19 protein-coding genes are annotated in these 17,524 nt (G+C 63.8%); 10 read left to right on the top strand and 9 right to left on the bottom strand.

Features of this window, described 5'->3' with window-relative positions:
* Positions 1–4 precede the first annotated feature (4 nt).
* Positions 5–1,072: a sn-glycerol-3-phosphate ABC transporter ATP-binding protein UgpC gene (gene ugpC, locus EOC83_RS13580; protein WP_013528980.1), complete on the bottom strand. Its 1,068-nt coding sequence runs from the start codon at positions 1,070–1,072 to the stop codon at positions 5–7.
* Between the two features lie 2 nt (positions 1,073–1,074).
* On the bottom strand, positions 1,075–1,863 hold the full coding sequence (locus tag EOC83_RS13575; protein WP_063169479.1) for an SDR family oxidoreductase: 789 nt from the start codon (positions 1,861–1,863) through the stop codon (positions 1,075–1,077).
* 183 nt (positions 1,864–2,046) lie between these two features.
* On the opposite strand from EOC83_RS13575, the gene EOC83_RS13570 reads away from it, so the two are divergent.
* From EOC83_RS13570 to EOC83_RS13555, 4 genes are all read left to right on the top strand, one after another.
* Complete coding sequence (locus EOC83_RS13570; RefSeq protein WP_013528982.1) at positions 2,047–3,279, top strand: sugar ABC transporter substrate-binding protein; 1,233 nt, start codon at positions 2,047–2,049, stop codon at positions 3,277–3,279.
* A gap of 492 nt (positions 3,280–3,771) precedes the next feature.
* Positions 3,772–4,641 carry a sugar ABC transporter permease gene (locus EOC83_RS13565; RefSeq protein ID WP_024504714.1) on the top strand — a complete coding sequence of 290 codons (870 nt, stop codon included), beginning with the start codon at positions 3,772–3,774 and terminating at the stop codon, positions 4,639–4,641.
* The gene (locus EOC83_RS13560; RefSeq protein WP_013528984.1) at positions 4,638–5,462 is read left to right on the top strand and encodes a carbohydrate ABC transporter permease; all 825 of its coding nucleotides are present in this window, start codon (positions 4,638–4,640) and stop codon (positions 5,460–5,462) included. Before EOC83_RS13565 ends, EOC83_RS13560 begins: the two co-directional genes overlap by 4 nt.
* A gap of 24 nt (positions 5,463–5,486) precedes the next feature.
* A complete protein-coding gene (locus EOC83_RS13555; RefSeq protein ID WP_063169477.1) occupies positions 5,487–6,992 on the top strand; it encodes a M81 family metallopeptidase in 1,506 nt (501 codons plus the stop codon).
* On the opposite strand, the gene EOC83_RS13550 is transcribed toward EOC83_RS13555, so the two are convergent.
* The 6 genes from EOC83_RS13550 to EOC83_RS13525 form a co-directional block, all read right to left on the bottom strand.
* Complete coding sequence (locus tag EOC83_RS13550) at positions 6,993–9,047, bottom strand: M3 family metallopeptidase (RefSeq protein ID WP_013528986.1); 2,055 nt, start codon at positions 9,045–9,047, stop codon at positions 6,993–6,995.
* A 96-nt stretch (positions 9,048–9,143) separates the two neighbouring features.
* Positions 9,144–9,578, bottom strand: a complete 435-nt coding sequence (locus EOC83_RS13545; RefSeq protein ID WP_024504711.1) for a hypothetical protein — start codon at positions 9,576–9,578, stop codon at positions 9,144–9,146.
* Positions 9,575–10,219, bottom strand: a complete 645-nt coding sequence (locus tag EOC83_RS13540; protein ID WP_027037320.1) for a carbonic anhydrase — start codon at positions 10,217–10,219, stop codon at positions 9,575–9,577. Before EOC83_RS13540 ends, EOC83_RS13545 begins: the two co-directional genes overlap by 4 nt.
* 148 nt (positions 10,220–10,367) lie before the next feature.
* Positions 10,368–11,138 carry a DUF429 domain-containing protein gene (locus EOC83_RS13535; protein ID WP_063169476.1) on the bottom strand — a complete coding sequence of 257 codons (771 nt, stop codon included), beginning with the start codon at positions 11,136–11,138 and terminating at the stop codon, positions 10,368–10,370.
* Positions 11,135–12,019 (bottom strand): pyridoxal kinase PdxY, encoded by an 885-nt coding sequence (gene pdxY / locus EOC83_RS13530; RefSeq protein ID WP_063169475.1) that lies wholly within the window; start codon positions 12,017–12,019, stop codon positions 11,135–11,137. Before pdxY ends, EOC83_RS13535 begins: the two co-directional genes overlap by 4 nt.
* 13 nt (positions 12,020–12,032) lie before the next feature.
* Positions 12,033–12,284, bottom strand: coding sequence for a hypothetical protein (locus tag EOC83_RS13525; RefSeq protein WP_063169474.1), 252 nt, complete (start codon positions 12,282–12,284; stop codon positions 12,033–12,035).
* 164 nt (positions 12,285–12,448) lie between these two features.
* Between EOC83_RS13525 and EOC83_RS13520 the strand changes: the two genes are divergently transcribed.
* The 6 genes from EOC83_RS13520 to ppa all read left to right on the top strand — a co-directional run bounded on the left by EOC83_RS13520 (position 12,449) and on the right by ppa (position 16,893).
* Positions 12,449–13,087 (top strand): LemA family protein, encoded by a 639-nt coding sequence (locus tag EOC83_RS13520; RefSeq protein WP_024504707.1) that lies wholly within the window; start codon positions 12,449–12,451, stop codon positions 13,085–13,087.
* Positions 13,088–13,264: 177 nt separating this feature from the next.
* The gene (locus tag EOC83_RS13510; protein ID WP_063169473.1) at positions 13,265–14,116 is read left to right on the top strand and encodes a YgcG family protein; all 852 of its coding nucleotides are present in this window, start codon (positions 13,265–13,267) and stop codon (positions 14,114–14,116) included.
* A 4-nt stretch (positions 14,117–14,120) separates the two neighbouring features.
* Positions 14,121–14,975, top strand: a complete 855-nt coding sequence (locus EOC83_RS13505; RefSeq protein WP_063169472.1) for a YgcG family protein — start codon at positions 14,121–14,123, stop codon at positions 14,973–14,975.
* 8 nt (positions 14,976–14,983) lie between these two features.
* Positions 14,984–15,622 carry a TPM domain-containing protein gene (locus EOC83_RS13500; RefSeq protein WP_063169471.1) on the top strand — a complete coding sequence of 213 codons (639 nt, stop codon included), beginning with the start codon at positions 14,984–14,986 and terminating at the stop codon, positions 15,620–15,622.
* A gap of 118 nt (positions 15,623–15,740) precedes the next feature.
* Positions 15,741–16,247 (top strand): GNAT family N-acetyltransferase, encoded by a 507-nt coding sequence (locus tag EOC83_RS13495; RefSeq protein WP_127325945.1) that lies wholly within the window; start codon positions 15,741–15,743, stop codon positions 16,245–16,247.
* 112 nt (positions 16,248–16,359) lie between these two features.
* Positions 16,360–16,893 (top strand): inorganic diphosphatase, encoded by a 534-nt coding sequence (gene ppa / locus EOC83_RS13490; protein ID WP_013528997.1) that lies wholly within the window; start codon positions 16,360–16,362, stop codon positions 16,891–16,893.
* Positions 16,894–16,902: 9 nt separating this feature from the next.
* Here the strand turns inward: ppa and EOC83_RS13485 are convergent, their stop codons facing one another.
* Entirely contained in the window at positions 16,903–17,496 is a 594-nt protein-coding gene (locus EOC83_RS13485; protein ID WP_013528998.1) for a hypothetical protein, read from the bottom strand.
* Positions 17,497–17,524 lie beyond the last annotated feature (28 nt).

Genomic DNA, 17,524 nt, shown 5'->3' with positions numbered 1-17,524 from the left:
ATTTTCATAGAGGCAGGCCCGTCGCCTTGTCGAACAGATGGATGTTGCCGGGATCGACCGAGACCGGCAGCAGGTCTCCCGGCCTGACCGGCACCCTGTCACGGAACACGGCGCGTACCGTATCAGCACCGATAGCGCCATAGACATGTGTTTCGGAGCCGGTGGGCTCAACGACATCCACCCTGATCGCCATCGCGTCGACAGCCTCGCCGATGACAAAATGCTCGGGCCGGATGCCGGCCTCCACCGCGCTGTCCGCCGGCACCTGTTTGCCGGCAAGCGCCAGCCGCCCGCCACCGGCCGATTCGAACCAGGTTTTCTCAAGCGTCGTCTTGAGCGAACCCGAGACGAAACTCATCGACGGCGAGCCGAGGAAGGAGGCGACGAACTTGTTGGCCGGCCTGTCATAAAGCTCCAGCGGCGCCCCGACCTGCTGGATCCTGCCGCGATCCATCACGACGATGCGGTCGGCCATGGTCATAGCCTCGATCTGGTCGTGGGTGACGTAGACGATCGTCGATTTCAGCCGCTGGTGCAGAGCCTTGATCTCGACGCGCATCTGCACGCGCAATTGTGCGTCGAGATTGGACAGGGGTTCGTCAAACAGGAACACAGACGGTTCGCGCACGATGGCGCGGCCCATGGCGACGCGCTGGCGCTGGCCGCCCGACAGCTGGCGGGGATAGCGGTCGAGATAGGAGAAGAGATTGAGGACCCCGGACGCCTTCTTGACCTTCTCATCGATTACCGTGCGCGTCTCGCCGCGTATCTTCGGGCCGAAACCGATATTGTCCGATGCCTTCAGATGCGGAAACAGCGCATAGGACTGGAACACCATGGCGATGTTGCGCTGCTGCGGCGGCAGCGCGTTGGCGCGCACGCCGCCGATCAACAGATCGCCGGAAGTGATCGTCTCCAGGCCGGCGAGCATGCGCAGCAAGGTCGACTTGCCGCAGCCGGACGGGCCGACCAGGACGACGAACTCGCCGCTCTTGATATCGAGGCTGATGTTCTCGAGGATCTTGTGCTGCCCGAAGGATTTCGACAGGTCGCGGAACTCGACGTCGGTCATGCTCACGCTCCCAATATGTCGTCGATGAAGGGCAGGCAACCGGCGGTCAGTCCCGCGTCCACGGGCATCACCACGCCTGTTACTCCCGATGCGCGATCGGACGCAAGGAAAGCGACGGCTTCCGCCACTTCCGCAGCGTTGACGATGCGACCGAGCGGATAGAGCCGCTGCAATTTGCCGAGGATTTCGGGATCCTTGGCAAGGCGGTGGTCCCAGGCGGCGGTGCGGATCGATCCGGGGCAGACGACATTGGCGCGCAGGCCGCTGCGGCCGAGCTCGACGGCGATCGCCTTGGCATAGGCGTTGATGCCGGCCTTGGCCGCGGCATAGGCGGGATTGCCGAAATGCGCGATGGCGTTGACCGAGGAGATGAAGACGACGCTGCCGGAGCCACGGCTGGCCATCGCCTTGACCAGCGGATCGGCGAAATTCATCACGCCGGTCAGGTTGAGGTCGAGTTCCTGCTCAATCCTGTCGGGGTTGAGCGCGGGGAGCGTCTCGGCGCGCGTCCAGCCGGCATTGTTGATGAGAATGTCGGGCACACCGTCCCGGTCGAGGATGGCGGCGATCGCTGTGGCTATCGACGCCTTGTCGAGAAGATCGAAGACGTGGCGGGCGGCAAAAAACGGGCTCTTCAACGCCTCGCTCGACTGGTCGCAGCCTACGACCCTGGCGCCCCTTTGCGCCATCAGCGCCACGATGGCCGTGCCGAGGCCGCCGCCCGCACCCGTCACAACGACAGTCTTGCCCTCGAATTCGGCCCTGCCTTCGAGTTCCGTTTGCGAAACCACCGTGCGTCATCCTCCGGGATCTTCGACAGGTCGGATCAGGCCTAGTCCACAAAATGTAATTAAGCAACAGAATAATCTGCTTGCAAGCCTTCAAATCCACGATAATGTAGGAAAGTAACATAAATCTTCTGCTTGGGTAACGAAGAGGCGCGCAGGCGCAAAAATCAAAATGGGAGAGTTCAAATGAGTCTTGCAAAATGGACTGTCGGCCTGATGGCCGGAATGAGCATGCTGGCAATTGCGGCGCAGGCGGATGCGGGCGAGGTGCGGGTCACCGTGGCCGAGTACAGCGCCAAGACTGGCCCATATTTCGACAGCGTCAAGAAGGAATTCGAGGCGGCGAACCCCGGCATCACGGTCAAGTTCGAAGTGGTGCCGTGGGATGTGCTGCTGCAGAAGCTGACCACCGACATCACCGCCGGCACCAATGCCGATCTGTCGATCATCGGCACGCGCTGGCTGATCGACTTCGTCCAGCAGGATGTCGCCGAGCCGCTCGACGGCTACATCAAGCCCGACTTCAAGGACCGCTTCATCGACACCTTCCTGTCGCCCTCGATCATGGATGGCAAGACCTACGGCCTGCCGATCGCTGCCTCGGCGCGCGCCATGTACTACAACAAGGAGCTGTTCGAGAAGGCCGGCATCGCCAAGCCACCGGCAAACTGGACCGAGCTGCAGGAAGATGCGCGCAAGATCAAGGCTCTGGGGTCCGGCACGTTCGGCTTCGGCCTGCAGGGCAAGGAGATCGAGACCGACGTCTATTACTACTATGCGATGTGGTCCTACGGCACGGAAATCCTCAACAAGGACGGCACTTCGGGCCTGAGCACGCCCGGCGCGCTTGAAGCCGCCAAGCTTTACAAGTCGATGATCGACGAAGGCCTGACCGAACCCGGCGTCACCTCCAACAACCGCGAGGACGTGCAGAACCTGTTCAAGCAGGGCAAGGTCGGCATGATGATCACCGCACCCTTCCTGTCCAACCAGATCAAGGACGAGGCGCCGAACCTGAAATACGGCGTTGCGGCCATTCCCGCCGGACCGACCGGCGCGCGCGGCACCTATGGCGTCACCGATTCCATCATCATGTTCAAGAACTCCAAGAACAAGGACGAGGCCTGGAAGCTGCTCGATTTCCTGTTCACCACGGAGCAGCGTGCCAAGTTCACACAGGGCGAAGGCTTCCTGCCGGTGAACAAGGAAGAGGCCAAGATGGACTACTACGTCAACAATGCCGATCTGGCCGCGTTCACCGCTCTGCTGCCCGACGCCCGCTTCGCGCCGGTCATCCCGGGCTGGGAAGAGGTCGCCCAGATCACGTCGGACGCCATGCAGAAGATCTATCTCGGCGGCGACCCCGAGGCAGGCCTGAAGGACGCGGCGGCCAAGGCCAATGCGGTGCTGAAGAAGTAGGGGGGCAGTGCTGAAGGAATAGGGCGTATCTCCCTGCGCCCGTGGCGCGCCCCAGATTCAGGCGGGGCGCGCCACATCTTGCAGCCTCGAGCAGAAAGATAGTTCGTCGATGTCAACGCCGCCCAGCCAGGCTCCTTTCCTCTCCCACCGGAGGGGGGAGAGGTGGCTCGGCGAAGCCGAGACGGAGTGGGGGAACCACCTGGCAGCCACCGCGAACGGATATAGGAAGAGCACCAGGCGCAAGTCTCGCCTTGCGCCCAAGGGGTCGACCCCCACTCCGTCGAGCTTCGCTCGACACCTCTCCCCCGATCGACGGGGGAGAGGAAAGGGGCCCTTCCGCAACTGCTGCGGAGAACGGACGAGCAGGTGAGGGCAGCGCCGACGGTTGCAAGGAATCCTGAAGCGGTGCCCTGAGAAGAACGAGGCCGGACCAAGTCAATCTGTCAAGCCAGCGAAATCCAATCTCCCCGCAACGCGGTACAAAGCCAGCCGATGCAAAATCGTTTCTTGCCCTATCTCCTGACCTTGCCCAGCCTGTTTCTGGCGGCGGTGGTCATCTTCTGGCCGGTCTGGGACCTGATCCAGATCTCGACGCATGACGTCAGCCGCTTCGGCCAGCTTCGTGACTTCAACGACTTCGCCAATTTCGCGGCACTCGCTGCCGATCCCGATTTCACGGCCGCGCTTTGGCGCACCGGCCAATGGACGGTGATGGTGGTCGGCGGCGCGCTTCTCTTGTCGATCCCGGTGGCGATGATCCTCAACACCGATTTCTATGGCCGCGGCATTGCCCGCGTCATCATCATGCTGCCCTGGGCGGTGTCGCTGACCATGACCGCGGTGGTCTGGCGCTGGGCGCTGAGCGGCGAAAGCGGCATGCTCAATTCGGCGCTGATCGGCCTCGGCCTCATCGATCACAACATCCAGTGGCTGGCGAGTGCCGAAACCGCCTTTCCGATGCAAGTGCTGATCGGCATCCTGGTGACGGTGCCGTTCACGACGACGATCTTCCTCGGCGGGCTGTCGTCGATCCCGGACGATCTCTACGAGGCGGCGGCGCTTGAAGGGGCGACGCCGCTGCAGCAGTTCCGCGAAATCACCTTTCCGCTCCTGAAACCGTTCATCAACATCGCCATCGTGCTCAACACCATCTACGTCTTCAATTCCTTCCCGATCATCTGGGTGATGACGCAGGGCGGTCCGGCCAACTCGACCGATATCCTGGTCACCCATCTCTACAAGCTGGCCTTCCGCATCGGCAAGCTGGGCGAAGCATCGGCGGTGTCGCTGGTGATGTTCGCCATCTTGCTGGTCTTCACCATGATCTATGTGCGGCTGGCGATGCGGGAGCAACGCGCATGACGAGCAAGCTCAAGCGTTCGATCATCGCCTGGCTGCTGCTGGCGCCGCTGATCGTGGTGACGCTCTTTCCCTTCGCGGTGATGTTCCTGACCGCAGTCAAGCCGAGACAGGAAGTGCTGTCGCCGACCTGGTGGCCGAGCGAATTCCGCTGGTCGAATTTTTCCGACATGTGGGTGGCGACCGGCTTCGGCCAGGCGTTGCTCAATTCGCTCTACGTGTCTGTGATCGCCACCGTCGGCGCCATCCTGATCTCGGTTCCGGCGGCCTATGCGATGTCGCGCTTCCGCTTTGCCGGCTACGGCGCCTTGCGCCAGTTCCTGCTGATTTCGCAGATGATCTCGCCGATCGTGCTGGTGCTCGGCCTGTTCCGGCTGATGGCGGCCTGGGGCCTGGTCGAGAGCACGACGGCGCTCGGCTTCATCTACATGGCCTTCAACGTCGCCTTCACGGTGTGGATGCTGCAGAGCTATTTCGACACCATCCCGCGCGATCTCGAGGAAGCCGCCTGGATGGAGGGCGCCGGCCGCTGGCTGACCTTGCGCAAGGTGTTCCTGCCGCTCTGCCTGCCGGCGATCGCGGTGACGGCGATCTTCACCTTCATCAACGCCTGGAACGAGTTCGTCGTGGCGCTCACCATGCTGCGCAGCCAGGAAAGCTACACGCTGCCGATCCAGGTGTTTTCGCTGGTCGCCGGCCGCTACACCATCGAATGGCATCACGTCATGGCCGCGACGCTGCTGGCGACCTTGCCGGTGGCCATCCTGTTCATCTGGCTGCAGCGCTACCTCGTCAGGGGCCTGGCGCTCGGGGCGGTCAAATAGCGCCTATTCACGGACGGAGCTTTCATGCGCATTTTCACCGCCTCGCTGGCGACGGAAACCAACACCTTCTCGCCGGTGCCGACCGATAGGGCTTCGTTCGAGATGGCCTTCTATGCCGGGCCAGGCAAGCATCCGGAAACGCCGACGCTGTGCTCCTCGCCGATGGTGGCGCTACGCCGGCGTGCGGTGGCCGAAGGCCTCGACGTCATCGAAGGCACCGCCACCTGGGCGGAGCCGGGCGGCCTGGTGCAGCGGCAGACCTATGAGGCTCTGCGCGACGAGATTCTGGGCCAGCTCAAGGCGGCGCTGCCGGTCGATGCTGTCATCCTCGGCCTGCATGGCGCCATGGTGGCGCAAGGCTATGACGATTGCGAAGGCGATCTGCTCGAACGGGTTCGCGCAATGGTCGGGCCGGAGGTGGTGATCGCCGTGGAACTCGATCCGCACAGCCATCTGACACCGAAGCGCGTCGCGGCCTCCGACATTCTCGCCTATTTCCTCGAATTTCCGCACACCGATTTCTACGAGCGCGGCGAACATGTCGTCGAGCTTGGCCTGGCAGCAGTGCGCGGTGAGATCAACCCTGTGATTTCGACCTTCGACTGCCGCATGATCCAGGTGCTGCCGACCAGCCGCGAGCCGATGCGGTCCTTCGTCGATCGCATCAAGGCGCTGCACGGCAAGGACGGCGTGCTGTCGGTCTCCGTCATCCACGGCTTCATGGCGGCCGATGTGCCCGAGATGGGCACGCGCATCCTGGTCGTCACCGACAATGACAAGGCCAAGGGCGACGCGCTGGCGGAACGGCTCGGGCGGGAACTCTACGCGCTGCGCGAAAAGACGGCGATGACGATGCTGAGTGCTGCCGACGGCATCGATCGGGCGCTGGCCGTGCGCACAGAAAATCCGGGCAAGCCGGTGGTCATCGCCGATATCTGGGACAATCCCGGCGGCGGTGTGCCCGGCGACGGCACCTTCGTGCTGCGCCAGATGCTGGCGCGTGGCCTGGACAGGTTCGCCGTCGCGACCATCTGGGATCCGATTGCGGTCACCTTCTGCCTGGCGGCAGGCGAGGGCGCAGTCATCGACCTGCGCTTCGGCGGCAAGGCCGGGCCGCAAGCCGGCGAGCCGATCGATGCGCGCGTGCGCGTGCTGAAGGCGGTTGCGGAGGGCTGGCAGAGTTTCGGGCCAAGCCGGGTGACGCTTGGGCCGACGGCGCTGGTCCGCCTCGAAGGCACCGAGGTCGACATCATCCTCAACACCAACCGCACGCAGACTTTCGAGCCGGATATCTTTTCCAACATCGGCGTCGATCCGCTAGCCAAGGACATGCTGCTGATCAAGTCGACCAATCATTTCTACGCCGGCTTCGAGCCGATCGCCGCCGAGATCATCTATGTCTCGGCGCCGAGTTCGTATCCCAGCAATCCGGCGGTGACCGATTACAAGAAGCTGACAAGGCCGGTGTGGCCGAGGGTGACGGATCCTTGGAAGCTGCCAATCTCCCCCACGAGGGGGGAGATTGGCTAATCACACCAACCCGCGCTTGGCCATCATCGCTTCCGGCGACGGCATCTTGCCGCGGAAGGCGGTGTAGAGTTCTTCCGGATCCTTCGACCCGCCGGCCGCGTAGATGTTCTTGCGCAGCCGCTCGGCGAGTGCCGGGTTGAAGGGGTCGCCGGTTTCCTCGAAGGCGGCAAAAGCATCGGCATCGAGCACTTCCGACCACATGTAGGAATAGTAGCCGGCCGAATAGCCTTCGCCGGAAAAGACATGGCCGAAATGCGGGGTGCGGTGACGCATGGCTATGGTGTCCGGCATATGCAGTTCTGCAAGCGTTTCGGCTTCGAAACGAAGCGGCGCTTCAGGCGCCTCCGCCCGCGCGTGATAGGCCATGTCCATCAAGGCGGAGGCGGTGAATTCGACCGTGGCGAAGCCGGCGCCGAAGGTGCGCGCGGCCAGCATCTTGTCGAGCAGCGCCTTGGGCATCGGCTTGCCGGTCTTGACGTGCAGCGCGTGCTTTTCCAGCACTGCCGGCACGGTCAGCCAGTGCTCGTAGAGCTGCGAAGGCAGTTCGACGAAATCGCGGCTGACCGAAGTGCCCGAAACCGAGGGCCAGGTGACGTCGGTCAGCATGCCGTGCAAAGCATGGCCGAACTCGTGGAACAGCGTTTTGGCCTCGTCGACCGACAGCAGAGCCGGCTCGCCCACCGGCGGCTTGGCGAAGTTCATGATGTTGTAGATGACCGGGCTCGCACCGTGGCCGAGCCTGTAGCCGGATTGCAACGCGCTCATCCAGGCGCCGGATCGCTTTGACGGCCGGGCGAAATAGTCGGCCAGGAAAAGGCCGCGCTCGCTGCCGTCGGCATTCTTCACCACGAAGACGCGGGCGTCCGGATGCCAGGCCGCGATGTCCTTTTTCTCTTCGAAGGTGATGCCGAACAGCCGTGTCGCCACGTCGAAGCAAGCGTCGATGATCCGGTCGAGCTGCAGATAAGGTTTCAGTTCCGCCTCGTCGAAGGCGAATTTCTCCGCGCGCAGCTTCTCCTGGTAGAAGCGCCAGTCCCAGGCAGCGAATTTTTCGTTGCTGCCGGCTGCGGTGGCCAGGCGCTGCAATTCGATCTGGTCGCTTGCTGCCTTCTCAAGCGCCTTCTCCCACACCGGATCGAGCAGCGCGTGCACGGCCTTCGGCGTCTTGGCCATGGTGTCGTCGAGCTTCAGCGCGGCGAAAGAGGCGTAGCCGAGCAGCTTTGCCTTTTCGGCCCGCAGGCGCAGCATGTCGCGCACCACATTCGTGTTGTCGGTGGCGCCGCCATTCTGCCCGCGCATGGTGAAGGCGCGGAAGGCGATCTCGCGCAGATCGCGGCGTTCGGAGAAGGTCGAGAACGGCTCATAGATCGAGCGCGACAGAGTGACGGCATAGCGGCCCTTCTGGCCGCGTATCTCGGCCGCTTCGGCCATGGAACTTTTCACGAAGTCCGGCAGGCCGGCAAGGTCGGCTTCATCGAGGAACAGCGCCCAGTCGCGCTCGTCGGCCAGAACATTCTGGCCGAAAGCCGTGCCGAGCGAGGACAATTCCTCGCTGATGCTTGCCAGCCGCTTCTTGCCGTCGGCGTCGAGCTTGGCGCCGGAACGGACGAAGCCCTTCCAGGTCTTTTCCAGTACCCGCAGGGTCTCGGCGTCGAGCTTCAGGCTCTCGCGGCGCTGGTAGAGATCGTCGATGCGGGCAAACAGCCGCTCATTCATTGAAATCGCCGAGAAATGCCTGGACATTTTCGGCGAGATGTCGCGCTCCAGCGCCTGGATCGTCTCGTTGGTGTAGGCGCCGGCGCGGCACCAGAAGATCGACGAGACACGATCGAGCGCTTCGCCGCCGAGTTCCAGCGCGGCAAGCGTGTTCTCGACGGTCGGCGCATCCTTGTTGCCGGCGATCGCCTCGATCTCGGCCTCGTGCGCCTTCAGCGCCGCGTCGAAGACCGGGGAGAAGTCGCCGTCGCCAATGCGCGTGAAATCGGGCAGGCCGAGCGGCCCCTGCCACGCGGTCAGCGGATGGGCGGCGAGGTCGACGGCTTTCGTGGAAGGCATGGACAGTCTTTCGTTGGTGAAGCAGGCAGGTGGGTCGTACCCGATGTAGGGCGCGGCCGGCGGACCCGCAATATGCGGATTTGGCCGATATCGCCCTCAAAAGCCGTCGCAGTTTTCGGCGATCGCCGCTTGTGAACTGGCGGTGATGCGGTTGTCGGTGACCGCGAAAGTTTCCTGCATCAGCATGTCGTTGTTGGGGAAATCGTAGCAGGCGACCACCGTGGTGACGCCGCCTTCGCTTTTCTCGATCCGGTGCCGGATCGCAGCACCGGCAACGGCACCTTTCCATTCGTCGATCGAAGCGATGAATTCCTGCTTGCTCTGCACGATGCCGAGGTCGTCCAGCTTGATGCGGACATCGTCGGCGAGCAGGTCGGACAGTTCCGTGCGGTCGGCGACCAGCAGCGCCGAATACCAGCGGCTGATGAGGGCACGATCATCGGCGCGGGCGGCAATAATCGCCAGCAGCAGTGCGGCCGCCGCAAAAGCGACCGACCTGATGTTCACCAGCTTGCGCGCCGCCGCGTTCATCCCAGTTCCGGCCGTTCGAAATCGCCAGTCTCCTTGTTCATCGTCCAGAGTTCGCCGGTCGAGATATCGAACCAGGCCCCATGCAGCGACAGCCGTCCCTTGCCTTCGAGAATCGAGACGCAGGGAAAGGTTCTGAGGTTGGCGATGGAATAGCGGATCGAGATGCGCTCCAGCGCGGTCTGGCGCTCCGAGGCGGTCATGAAGGTGCTGGAGGAGACGGTTTCGGCCGCCGGCGCGATCAGGCTCATCCACTTGCCGATGAAGTCGCCCGGCGACAGCGGCGCGGAATTGCTGTCGAGCGCCGCCCGGATGCCGCCGCAGCGGCCATGGCCCATGACGACGATGTTCTTGACCTTGAGGCTCTGTACGGCGAATTCAAGCGCCGCCGAGGTCGAATGGAACTCGCCGTCGGGTGCATAGGGCGGCACCAGATTGCCGACATTGCGCAGAACGAAGAGTTCGCCCGGCCCAGCGTCGAAGATCGCCTCGGGCGCCGAACGCGAATCGCAGCAGGCGACGATCATCGTCTCCGGCGCCTGGCCTTCGCGAGCGAGATCGCGATAGCGCCCGCTCTCTGTGAGATAGCGGCCATTCATGAAATTGCGATAGCCGGCGAGAAGATGTTCAGGGAGATGGGACATGGGCGGCGTCTGGAGCCTTTCCGGGTTGGATGCGGCAGCTCGTTGCGGTCTAGAGAGGCTCTAGCGGCAAAAGCCGGTCGCGAGCAATGCAGAATTATGAGGGCTGGCTAGAAATGCCATGCATCGAGCGCAACGGTGGCCAACAGCGTCACGCCCAGATGGCGACGGGAATGCCAAAGCTGTCGCGGCCCGGCGGGTCGGGAAACGGCCGCGCCTCGCCGCCGACGATGCGACCGGCGATCAGCGTCATCGCGGCTGCGTCGAGGAAGTCATCAGCGGCGGCACCGCGGGGCGGCGGCTGGTCGAGAAAGCCCTTATCATAGCCGAGCCGGCAGAGCAGCGCCTTGCGTTCCGCCATGCCGGCCGGATTGATGCTGCCCTTGATCTTCTTCGGCAGTTGCATGGCTTGATCGCCGTTCAAGCGGCAGAAAGCGACTTCCGGATGGGATTCGAACACGCGGCCGCGCAAATCGGGCCGCGCGATCAGCAGGGCGTCGATCTCGCGGATCTTGGCAAAAATGCCGAACGCCTGGATCGAGACGCCGCGCGGCGGATCGGATGTGGTCAGGGCCACCGCGCTTGCCCTGACGTGCGCGGCATACCAGGCTTCGATGGTGGTGAAGCCGTTGGTGTCGGCATAGAGCGCGGCACGGGACGGGATCGAGAAGACACTGGACTGGCGTGCCCCGAGCAGCGGCCGCACCAGCGCTTCGGGGCCGCGACCGCCCTTGCCCGAAAAGCCGGGCAGGCCGATCGGCATGTCGACGGCGATGACAGCGTCTTCGGGAAGGGATGCGAGCAGGGCAGTGAAGGTTGCAAAGACACCGACCGACGGTGCCATGCCAAAAGTTCGTCGGACGGCGATCCAGCCGGCCTTGCAGCCATCGACGCCGACAAGTACGGCCTCAGTCGATGTCACGCCCGGCGGCCCCGCCCTGGATGTGTGAGGTGGCGAAGCTGGACCATCGCCATCGGATGCGACAGGCTCTGCGCATCGGTTTCGAGCTGCAGTTCGTCGCCGCCGCGCTTGGCGGTGCGTGCCAGGATCTCGTAGACCGCCGCCGTCGTCGATTGCAGCGCCTTGATCGGTGGCTGGCCGGACAGGATGCGTGCCAGGTAAACGGCCGCCGTCAGATCGCCCAGGCCATTCGGCGGCTTGTCGATCAGGCGATGTTCGGCGAGCAGCGCCTGGCTGTTATCGAGCAGGAGGTTGCCGGTGCCGCCCGTCATCATCGACGGCGCCGAGGTGACCAGCATGGTCGATGGTCCGGCGTGCAGCGCCGCCGCGATCACCGATTTCATGTCTGGCAACGCGGCGCCGGCCATCCATTCCAGTTCGTAGCGGTTAGGGGTGGCTATGTCGGCGATCGGCATCAGCCGGTCGCGCATGGCGATGGCGGTCGGTTCGGGCACATAGAGGCCGCCCGAATCACCCATCACCGGATCGCAGATATAGACGGCGCCGGGCGTCCTTGCCTTGACCGCGGCGACCAGCGAGGCGACGGCCTCGGCCTGGCCCGCCTCGCCGAGATAGCCGGACAGCACGGCGCCGACCTCACCCAGCCATGGCGCCCGCTCGAGATCGGCCATCAGAGCCTTGAACTCGTCGAGCGGCGGCACGATGCGCGTCGCGCGCCCATGGCCGGGATGCCAGGGCAAGATGACGGTCGGCACCGCCCAGACCGGGAAACCCAGGGTCTCCAGCGCAAAGACGGCAGCACGGTTGCCGACCGAGCCACGCGCGACATGGCTGGAAATGACGATGACCGCACGCGGCGCGTCGGTTTGTTCGGCGCTCATTGTCGTTTGATTCCTAACTGCCCCGGATGACGTAAAGCACGAGCCAGACCATCAGGCCCAGCGCCAGCAGCAGGCCCAGCGTGCGGCCAAAGCGGGTGCCCCAGACTTCGATCGGATCGGCACGATCGGCATCGGCCGCGATGACGTGATCGTGCATGCCTTTCGCTGCCCGCGCTACAAACGAGTTGCCGGCCGGATCCGTCTCGCGCGCAATGCGCTCGAGGATACGGCGCGATTCCTTGTCGCTGTCCTGGCGTTCCGCCATGATGATGTCCCGTTTTGCCGGACCTTATCGCGTTCGCACGGCCAATCACAGAGCCTTGCAGCGGCACCGGGCGTGCCAGGCGAGGGGCTGCCGGCGCGGGCGGTTTTCTTGCGCGCTGATTGTGGTAATGCTTCGCGTGCAACTTCTACCGAGGGACCCCCATCATGTTTGCCCAGCGCCTTGCCTTGCCGTCCACGTTCCGCACGCTGCCCGCCTTCCTGATGATGGCGATCGTGTTGCCGCTGCTTGCAGGCTGCGGCTATAACACCATCCCGACGGCGGAAGAAAATGCCAGGGCGGCATGGAGCGAGGTGCTGAACCAGTATCAGCGCCGCGCCGACCTCATCCCCAACCTGGTCGAGACGGTCAAGGGCTATGCCTCGCATGAAAAGGATACGCTCGACGCGGTGGTCGAGGCGCGCGCCAAGGCAACGCAGATCACGGTAACACCGGAAACGCTGAAGGATCCCGAAGCCCTCAAGAAGTTTCAGGATGCCCAGGCGGGGCTGACCAGCGCGCTGTCGCGGCTGATCGCGGTCTCGGAGGCCTATCCCGACCTCAAGGCCAATCAGAACTTCCTGGCGCTGCAGGCGCAGCTCGAAGGCACCGAGAACCGCATCGCGGTGTCGCGGCGCGATTACATCCAGGCGGTCAGGGACTACAATCTGACGCTGAGGACGTTCCCCTCGGTGCTGTGGGCGACCTTCTGGTTCCGCGGCAACGAGCCCTTCGCCAATTTCACCGTCGCCGAAGACAAGATGCAGCCGCCGAAGGTCGATTTCGGCACGAAGCAGGGCGGGTGAACGTCCACTGTCATCGGAATAAATCCCGCGAAATGACGGGCTGCTGGCGTGCAAACACCCCCCTCTGTCCTACCGGACATCTCCCCCTCAAGGGGGGAGATTGGCAGCTTCGGCGCTGACGCCCATCTTGCGACGTTGAAAATTGGTGAAAGTGGAGATGGCGGCCAATCTCCCCACTTGAGGGGGAGATGCCCGGCAGGGCAGAGGGGGGCGCTCCGGAACGCAAGCCTAGGGTTCCTTTTCGCTCTTCTAAGCCTCCTCTTCCTCCCCTTCACCGCCCTCGCGGCCGATCTCCCGGCGCTGACCGGCCGTGTCGTCGACAATGCCGGCATCATCGACGCCGCGACCAAGGCGGCGCTGACCCAAAAACTCGCCGATTTCGAGACAAAAGGCTCCGACCAGATCGTCGTCGCGACGATCCCCAGCCTCGATGGCGAGGAGATCGAGCCTTACGCCAACCGGCTGTTCCGCTTCTGGAAGCTCGGCCAGGCGAAGGAAAACAATGGCGTCCTGCTGCTGGTGGCCCCGAACGACCGCAAGATGCGCATCGAGGTCGGCTATGGGCTGGAAGGCACGCTGACCGACCTGCACACCAAGCTGATCATCGAGAATGACATGGTGCCGGCCTTCCGCGCCGGGGACTTCTCGGGCGGTATCAGCAAGGCCGTCGACGACATGGTCATGGTGCTGGAAGGCAATCCGGCGGAGCTGGAGGCGCGCGGCGAGCGCAACCAGCAAGCGCCTTTCGATTCCGACGACCTGTTCTTCGCCGTCTTCATCAGCATCTGGGCGATCATCTTCTTCGGCAGCATTGCGGCTTCCGTGCTGCCGCCGATCTTCGGCCAGAAGCTTGGCCCCGGCCGCTACCGCTGGCTTGGCATGACCTTCGAGCCAAGCCGGCGATCCTCCAGTGGCGGCTGGTCGTCGGGGAGTTCCGGCGGCGGCTGGTCTTCGGGGTCAAGCAGCGGTGGAGGCTTTTCCGGCGGCGGCGGTTCGTCCGGCGGCGGCGGCTCGTCGGGAAGCTGGTGATGGCATGATGGTATCCAGCATCAGCCTGTCGAAACGCGACCGCCTCGCCTCGGCCGTCCTGATTGCTGCGGTCGTGCTGTTCTCCTGCGTCATGGCCTACGCGGCCGACCTGCCGGCGCTGACCGGCCGTGTCGTCGACAATGCCGGCATCATCGACGCCGCGACCAGGGCGGCGCTGACCCAAAAACTCGCCGATTTCGAGACGAAAGGCTCCGACCAGATCGTCGTCGCGACGATTCCCAGCCTCGATGGCGAGGAGATCGAGCCTTACGCCAACCGGCTGTTCCGCTTCTGGAAACTTGGCCAGGCGGGCGAGAACAATGGCGTGCTGCTGCTGGTTGCCCCGAACGACCGCAAGATGCGCATCGAGGTCGGTTATGGGCTGGAAGGCACGCTGACCGACCTGCACACCAAGCTGATCATCGAAAATGACATGGTGCCGGCCTTCCGCGCCGGGGACTTCTCCGGCGGCATCAGCAAAGCCGTCGATGACATGGTCATGGTGCTGGAGGGCAATCCCGAAGAACTGGAAGCGCGGGGCAAGCGCAATCCCGCCGATGACGGCACGTCCATCGATCCGATCTTTGCCGTGTTCCTGATCCTGTGGGCGACGATGTTCTTCGGCGGGATGGCGATGGCGTTCCTGCCGCCGATGTTCGGCACGAAACTGTCGCCGGGCGTGTACAAATGGCTGGGCATGACGTTTCGTTATGGCCGCGGGCCGAGCGGGTACTCGGGCACTGGCTGGACAACCGGTTCGTCGTCGGGCAGCGGCTGGTCTTCGGGGTCAAGCGGCGGTGGCGGATTTTCCGGTGGCGGCGGCTCGTCGGGTGGTGGCGGTTCTTCAGGAAGCTGGTGAGACAGATCATGGCAACACGACCAATCAGCCCGCAGGATCATGAGCGCATCGCAACCGCGATCCACGCCGCCGAGGAGAAAACCGACGGCGAAATCTACTGTGTCGTGGCGCATGCCAGCGACGGCTATTTCTTCCCGGCCGCCTTCATGGCGACCGTGTGCATGCTGTTCGTCAGCCTGGCGGTCGGCTACGGTCTGGAGGCCTGGTGGCTGTCGATCCGGCTGCCGCATTTCGTCCTCGCCCAGCTCCTGGCGCTTGCCTGCGTGCTGGCCTTGTTGTGGGCGCTGCCTGGTATGCGCATCCACCTGGTGCCGAGGCGGCTGCGCTACCAGGCGGCGCACGCCAACGCGATCAAGCAGTTCCTCGCCCGCAACGTCCACCGCACCACGGCGCGCACCGGCGTGCTGGTCTTCGTCTCGATCGCCGAGCGCTATGCCGAGGTGGTTGCCGATTCGGGTATCGACGCCAAGGTCGGCCAGCATGTCTGGGACGGCGTCGTGCGCGACCTTACCGCGCATGCCGGCGACGACCGGCTTGCCGACGGCTTCGTCAAGGCGATCGAGTTGGTGGGTGCGGTGCTGGCCGAGCATTTCCCGGTCACTGCGGGCGACAGCAACGAGCTCGACGACCATCTCGTCGAGATTTGAGCCTTTCCACAGAAGTCTTGAAGGCCCCTCACCAGGGCGGTGATCGCCTGTGAGAAAGCAGCCGGCTGGCGGCCCGGACCCTTGCAATCGGGCGATGCGGGTTTATGGTTAACAAATCATGAATACGCTGACGATCGACATCCGGAAAGCCGACCCGCGCGATGCCAGTGCCATCGCCGAGGTGCATCTGGAGGCCTGGCGCGGCGCCTATTCCGGCATCATTCCGCACCGGACCCTGACATCGATGATCAACCGCCGTGGCGCCGACTGGTGGGCGAATGCGATTCGCCGCGCCGCCACCGTTCTGGTCGTCGAAATCGGCGGCAAGATCGCCGGCTATGCGACGATCGGCAAGAACCGCGCCCGTGAACTGCGCCAGCAGGGCGAAATCTACGAATTGTACCTGCGCCCGGAATATCAGGGCATCGGGCTCGGCAGCCGCCTGTTTTCGGCGGACAAGGCGCGGCTGGCCGATCACGGGCTGAAAGGCATGGTCGTGTGGGCGCTGGAGGACAACCAGAACGCGCTTGCCTTCTATGCCGGCGCCGGTGGCCGCGATGTCGCCGAGGGCGTCGAGATCTTCGAGCAAAAGGCGCTGAAGAAGGTCGCTTTCGTCTGGGAATGACAACCCGGCCTTTCGGCAATTGGGCGTTCCATTCGCACCCAGCACCATTCGCCGCATTGCACCATGACGCGCCGCCCGCTATCGATCGTCCATCGAGAGAGGGATTTAAGCCATGCGCATTGAAGCCATAGCCAGCGGAAAGAATCCGCCTGAGGACGTCAACGTCATCATCGAGGTGCCGATCGGCGGCGAGCCGATCAAGTACGAGATGGACAAGGAGGCCGGCACGCTGTTCGTCGACCGCTTCCTGCACACCTCGATGCGCTACCCCGGCAATTACGGCTTCGTGCCGCACACGCTGTCGGGCGACGGCGATCCGATCGACGTGCTGGTCTGCAACACGCGCGCGCTGGTGCCGGGCTGCGTCATCAACGTGCGGCCGATCGGCGTGCTGATCATGGAAGACAATGCCGGCCAGGATGAGAAGATCATCGCCGTGCCGTCGCCAAAACTGACGCTGCGTTACGAGAACGTCACCGAATACACTCAGCTGCCCGACATTACGCGCCAGCAGGTGCAGCACTTCTTCGAGCACTACAAGGATCTCGAGCCCGGCAAATGGGTCAAGATCGAAGGCTGGCACGATTCCAAATACGCCAAGAAGATGATCGTCGACGCGATCGAGCGGGCCAAGGCGAGCAAGTAGCCCGACCGGTCAGTTGTCGACCCGGCCGAAGGCCGGCACTTTGCCGATGACGGTGTGTCTGTCCTTGCCGCAGGCGAAGGTGCGTGCCTTGTCGTCGGCAAGCTTGCGCGCCTGGTCGTTGGCGACGGGATTGCCGGTGGCCAGCACCAGGCCGACGGTGCAGCCGTCGCGGGCGTCCATCTGGCCGACCTTGGCGACGAGCAGCACCTCGGTCGGCTTTTTCTCGTCCTCGGGATTGCTGATCGAGCGGCGATGGATGACGGCATAGGGCACTGCCGTGTCGCCCTTGGTTTCGATGCGCCATTCGACTTTGGCTCCGGACGAATTGAGGCCGGAAAAGCTTTCCCAGACCGTCGTCATGTCGCCGCCGGGCGGAAAACCGTAGAACAGCGATTCACGGGCGTCGTCATAGGCGATCAGTACGGGATAGCCGCGATAGCCTGAACAGGCGAGTTCGGCCCAGTCGCCGTCGCCTTCTTCTGCCTGCGCGTAGGTCACGCAGTCCGTTTTCGAATCCAGATCGGTGTAGGCGCTGGAAATGCCGTCGGCTTGCGCCGCCTGACCGAGACCGACCAGGACAAGCGGGATCAGAATGGCACGCATGGCGGTCAATCTCCGTTGCAAGCCGCCG

This window comes from Mesorhizobium sp. Primo-A, from assembly GCF_003997175.1.
GTDB classification, from domain to species: Bacteria; Pseudomonadota; Alphaproteobacteria; order Rhizobiales; family Rhizobiaceae; genus Mesorhizobium; species Mesorhizobium ciceri.
Note: the sequence above shows the minus strand (reverse complement) of the source record. Positions and strands in the feature narration are given on the sequence as shown.

Bases quoted from the DNA above. Each gene is read 5' to 3' on its own strand.
- ugpC (WP_013528980.1), bottom strand. From the start codon at position 1,072: ATGACCGACGTCGAGTTCCGCGACCTGTCGAAATCCTTCGGGCAGCAC.
- EOC83_RS13570 (WP_013528982.1), top strand. From the start codon at position 2,047: ATGAGTCTTGCAAAATGGACTGTCGGCCTGATGGCCGGAATGAGCATG.
- EOC83_RS13565 (WP_024504714.1), top strand. From the start codon at position 3,772: ATGCAAAATCGTTTCTTGCCCTATCTCCTGACCTTGCCCAGCCTGTTT.
- EOC83_RS13560 (WP_013528984.1), top strand. From the start codon at position 4,638: ATGACGAGCAAGCTCAAGCGTTCGATCATCGCCTGGCTGCTGCTGGCG.
- EOC83_RS13555 (WP_063169477.1), top strand. From the start codon at position 5,487: ATGCGCATTTTCACCGCCTCGCTGGCGACGGAAACCAACACCTTCTCG.
- EOC83_RS13550 (WP_013528986.1), bottom strand. From the start codon at position 9,047: ATGCCTTCCACGAAAGCCGTCGACCTCGCCGCCCATCCGCTGACCGCG.
- EOC83_RS13545 (WP_024504711.1), bottom strand. From the start codon at position 9,578: ATGAACGCGGCGGCGCGCAAGCTGGTGAACATCAGGTCGGTCGCTTTT.
- EOC83_RS13540 (WP_027037320.1), bottom strand. From the start codon at position 10,219: ATGTCCCATCTCCCTGAACATCTTCTCGCCGGCTATCGCAATTTCATG.
- pdxY (WP_063169475.1), bottom strand. From the start codon at position 12,019: ATGAGCGCCGAACAAACCGACGCGCCGCGTGCGGTCATCGTCATTTCC.
- EOC83_RS13525 (WP_063169474.1), bottom strand. From the start codon at position 12,284: ATGGCGGAACGCCAGGACAGCGACAAGGAATCGCGCCGTATCCTCGAG.
- EOC83_RS13520 (WP_024504707.1), top strand. From the start codon at position 12,449: ATGTTTGCCCAGCGCCTTGCCTTGCCGTCCACGTTCCGCACGCTGCCC.
- EOC83_RS13505 (WP_063169472.1), top strand. From the start codon at position 14,121: ATGATGGTATCCAGCATCAGCCTGTCGAAACGCGACCGCCTCGCCTCG.
- EOC83_RS13500 (WP_063169471.1), top strand. From the start codon at position 14,984: ATGGCAACACGACCAATCAGCCCGCAGGATCATGAGCGCATCGCAACC.
- EOC83_RS13495 (WP_127325945.1), top strand. From the start codon at position 15,741: ATGAATACGCTGACGATCGACATCCGGAAAGCCGACCCGCGCGATGCC.
- ppa (WP_013528997.1), top strand. From the start codon at position 16,360: ATGCGCATTGAAGCCATAGCCAGCGGAAAGAATCCGCCTGAGGACGTC.
- EOC83_RS13485 (WP_013528998.1), bottom strand. From the start codon at position 17,496: ATGCGTGCCATTCTGATCCCGCTTGTCCTGGTCGGTCTCGGTCAGGCG.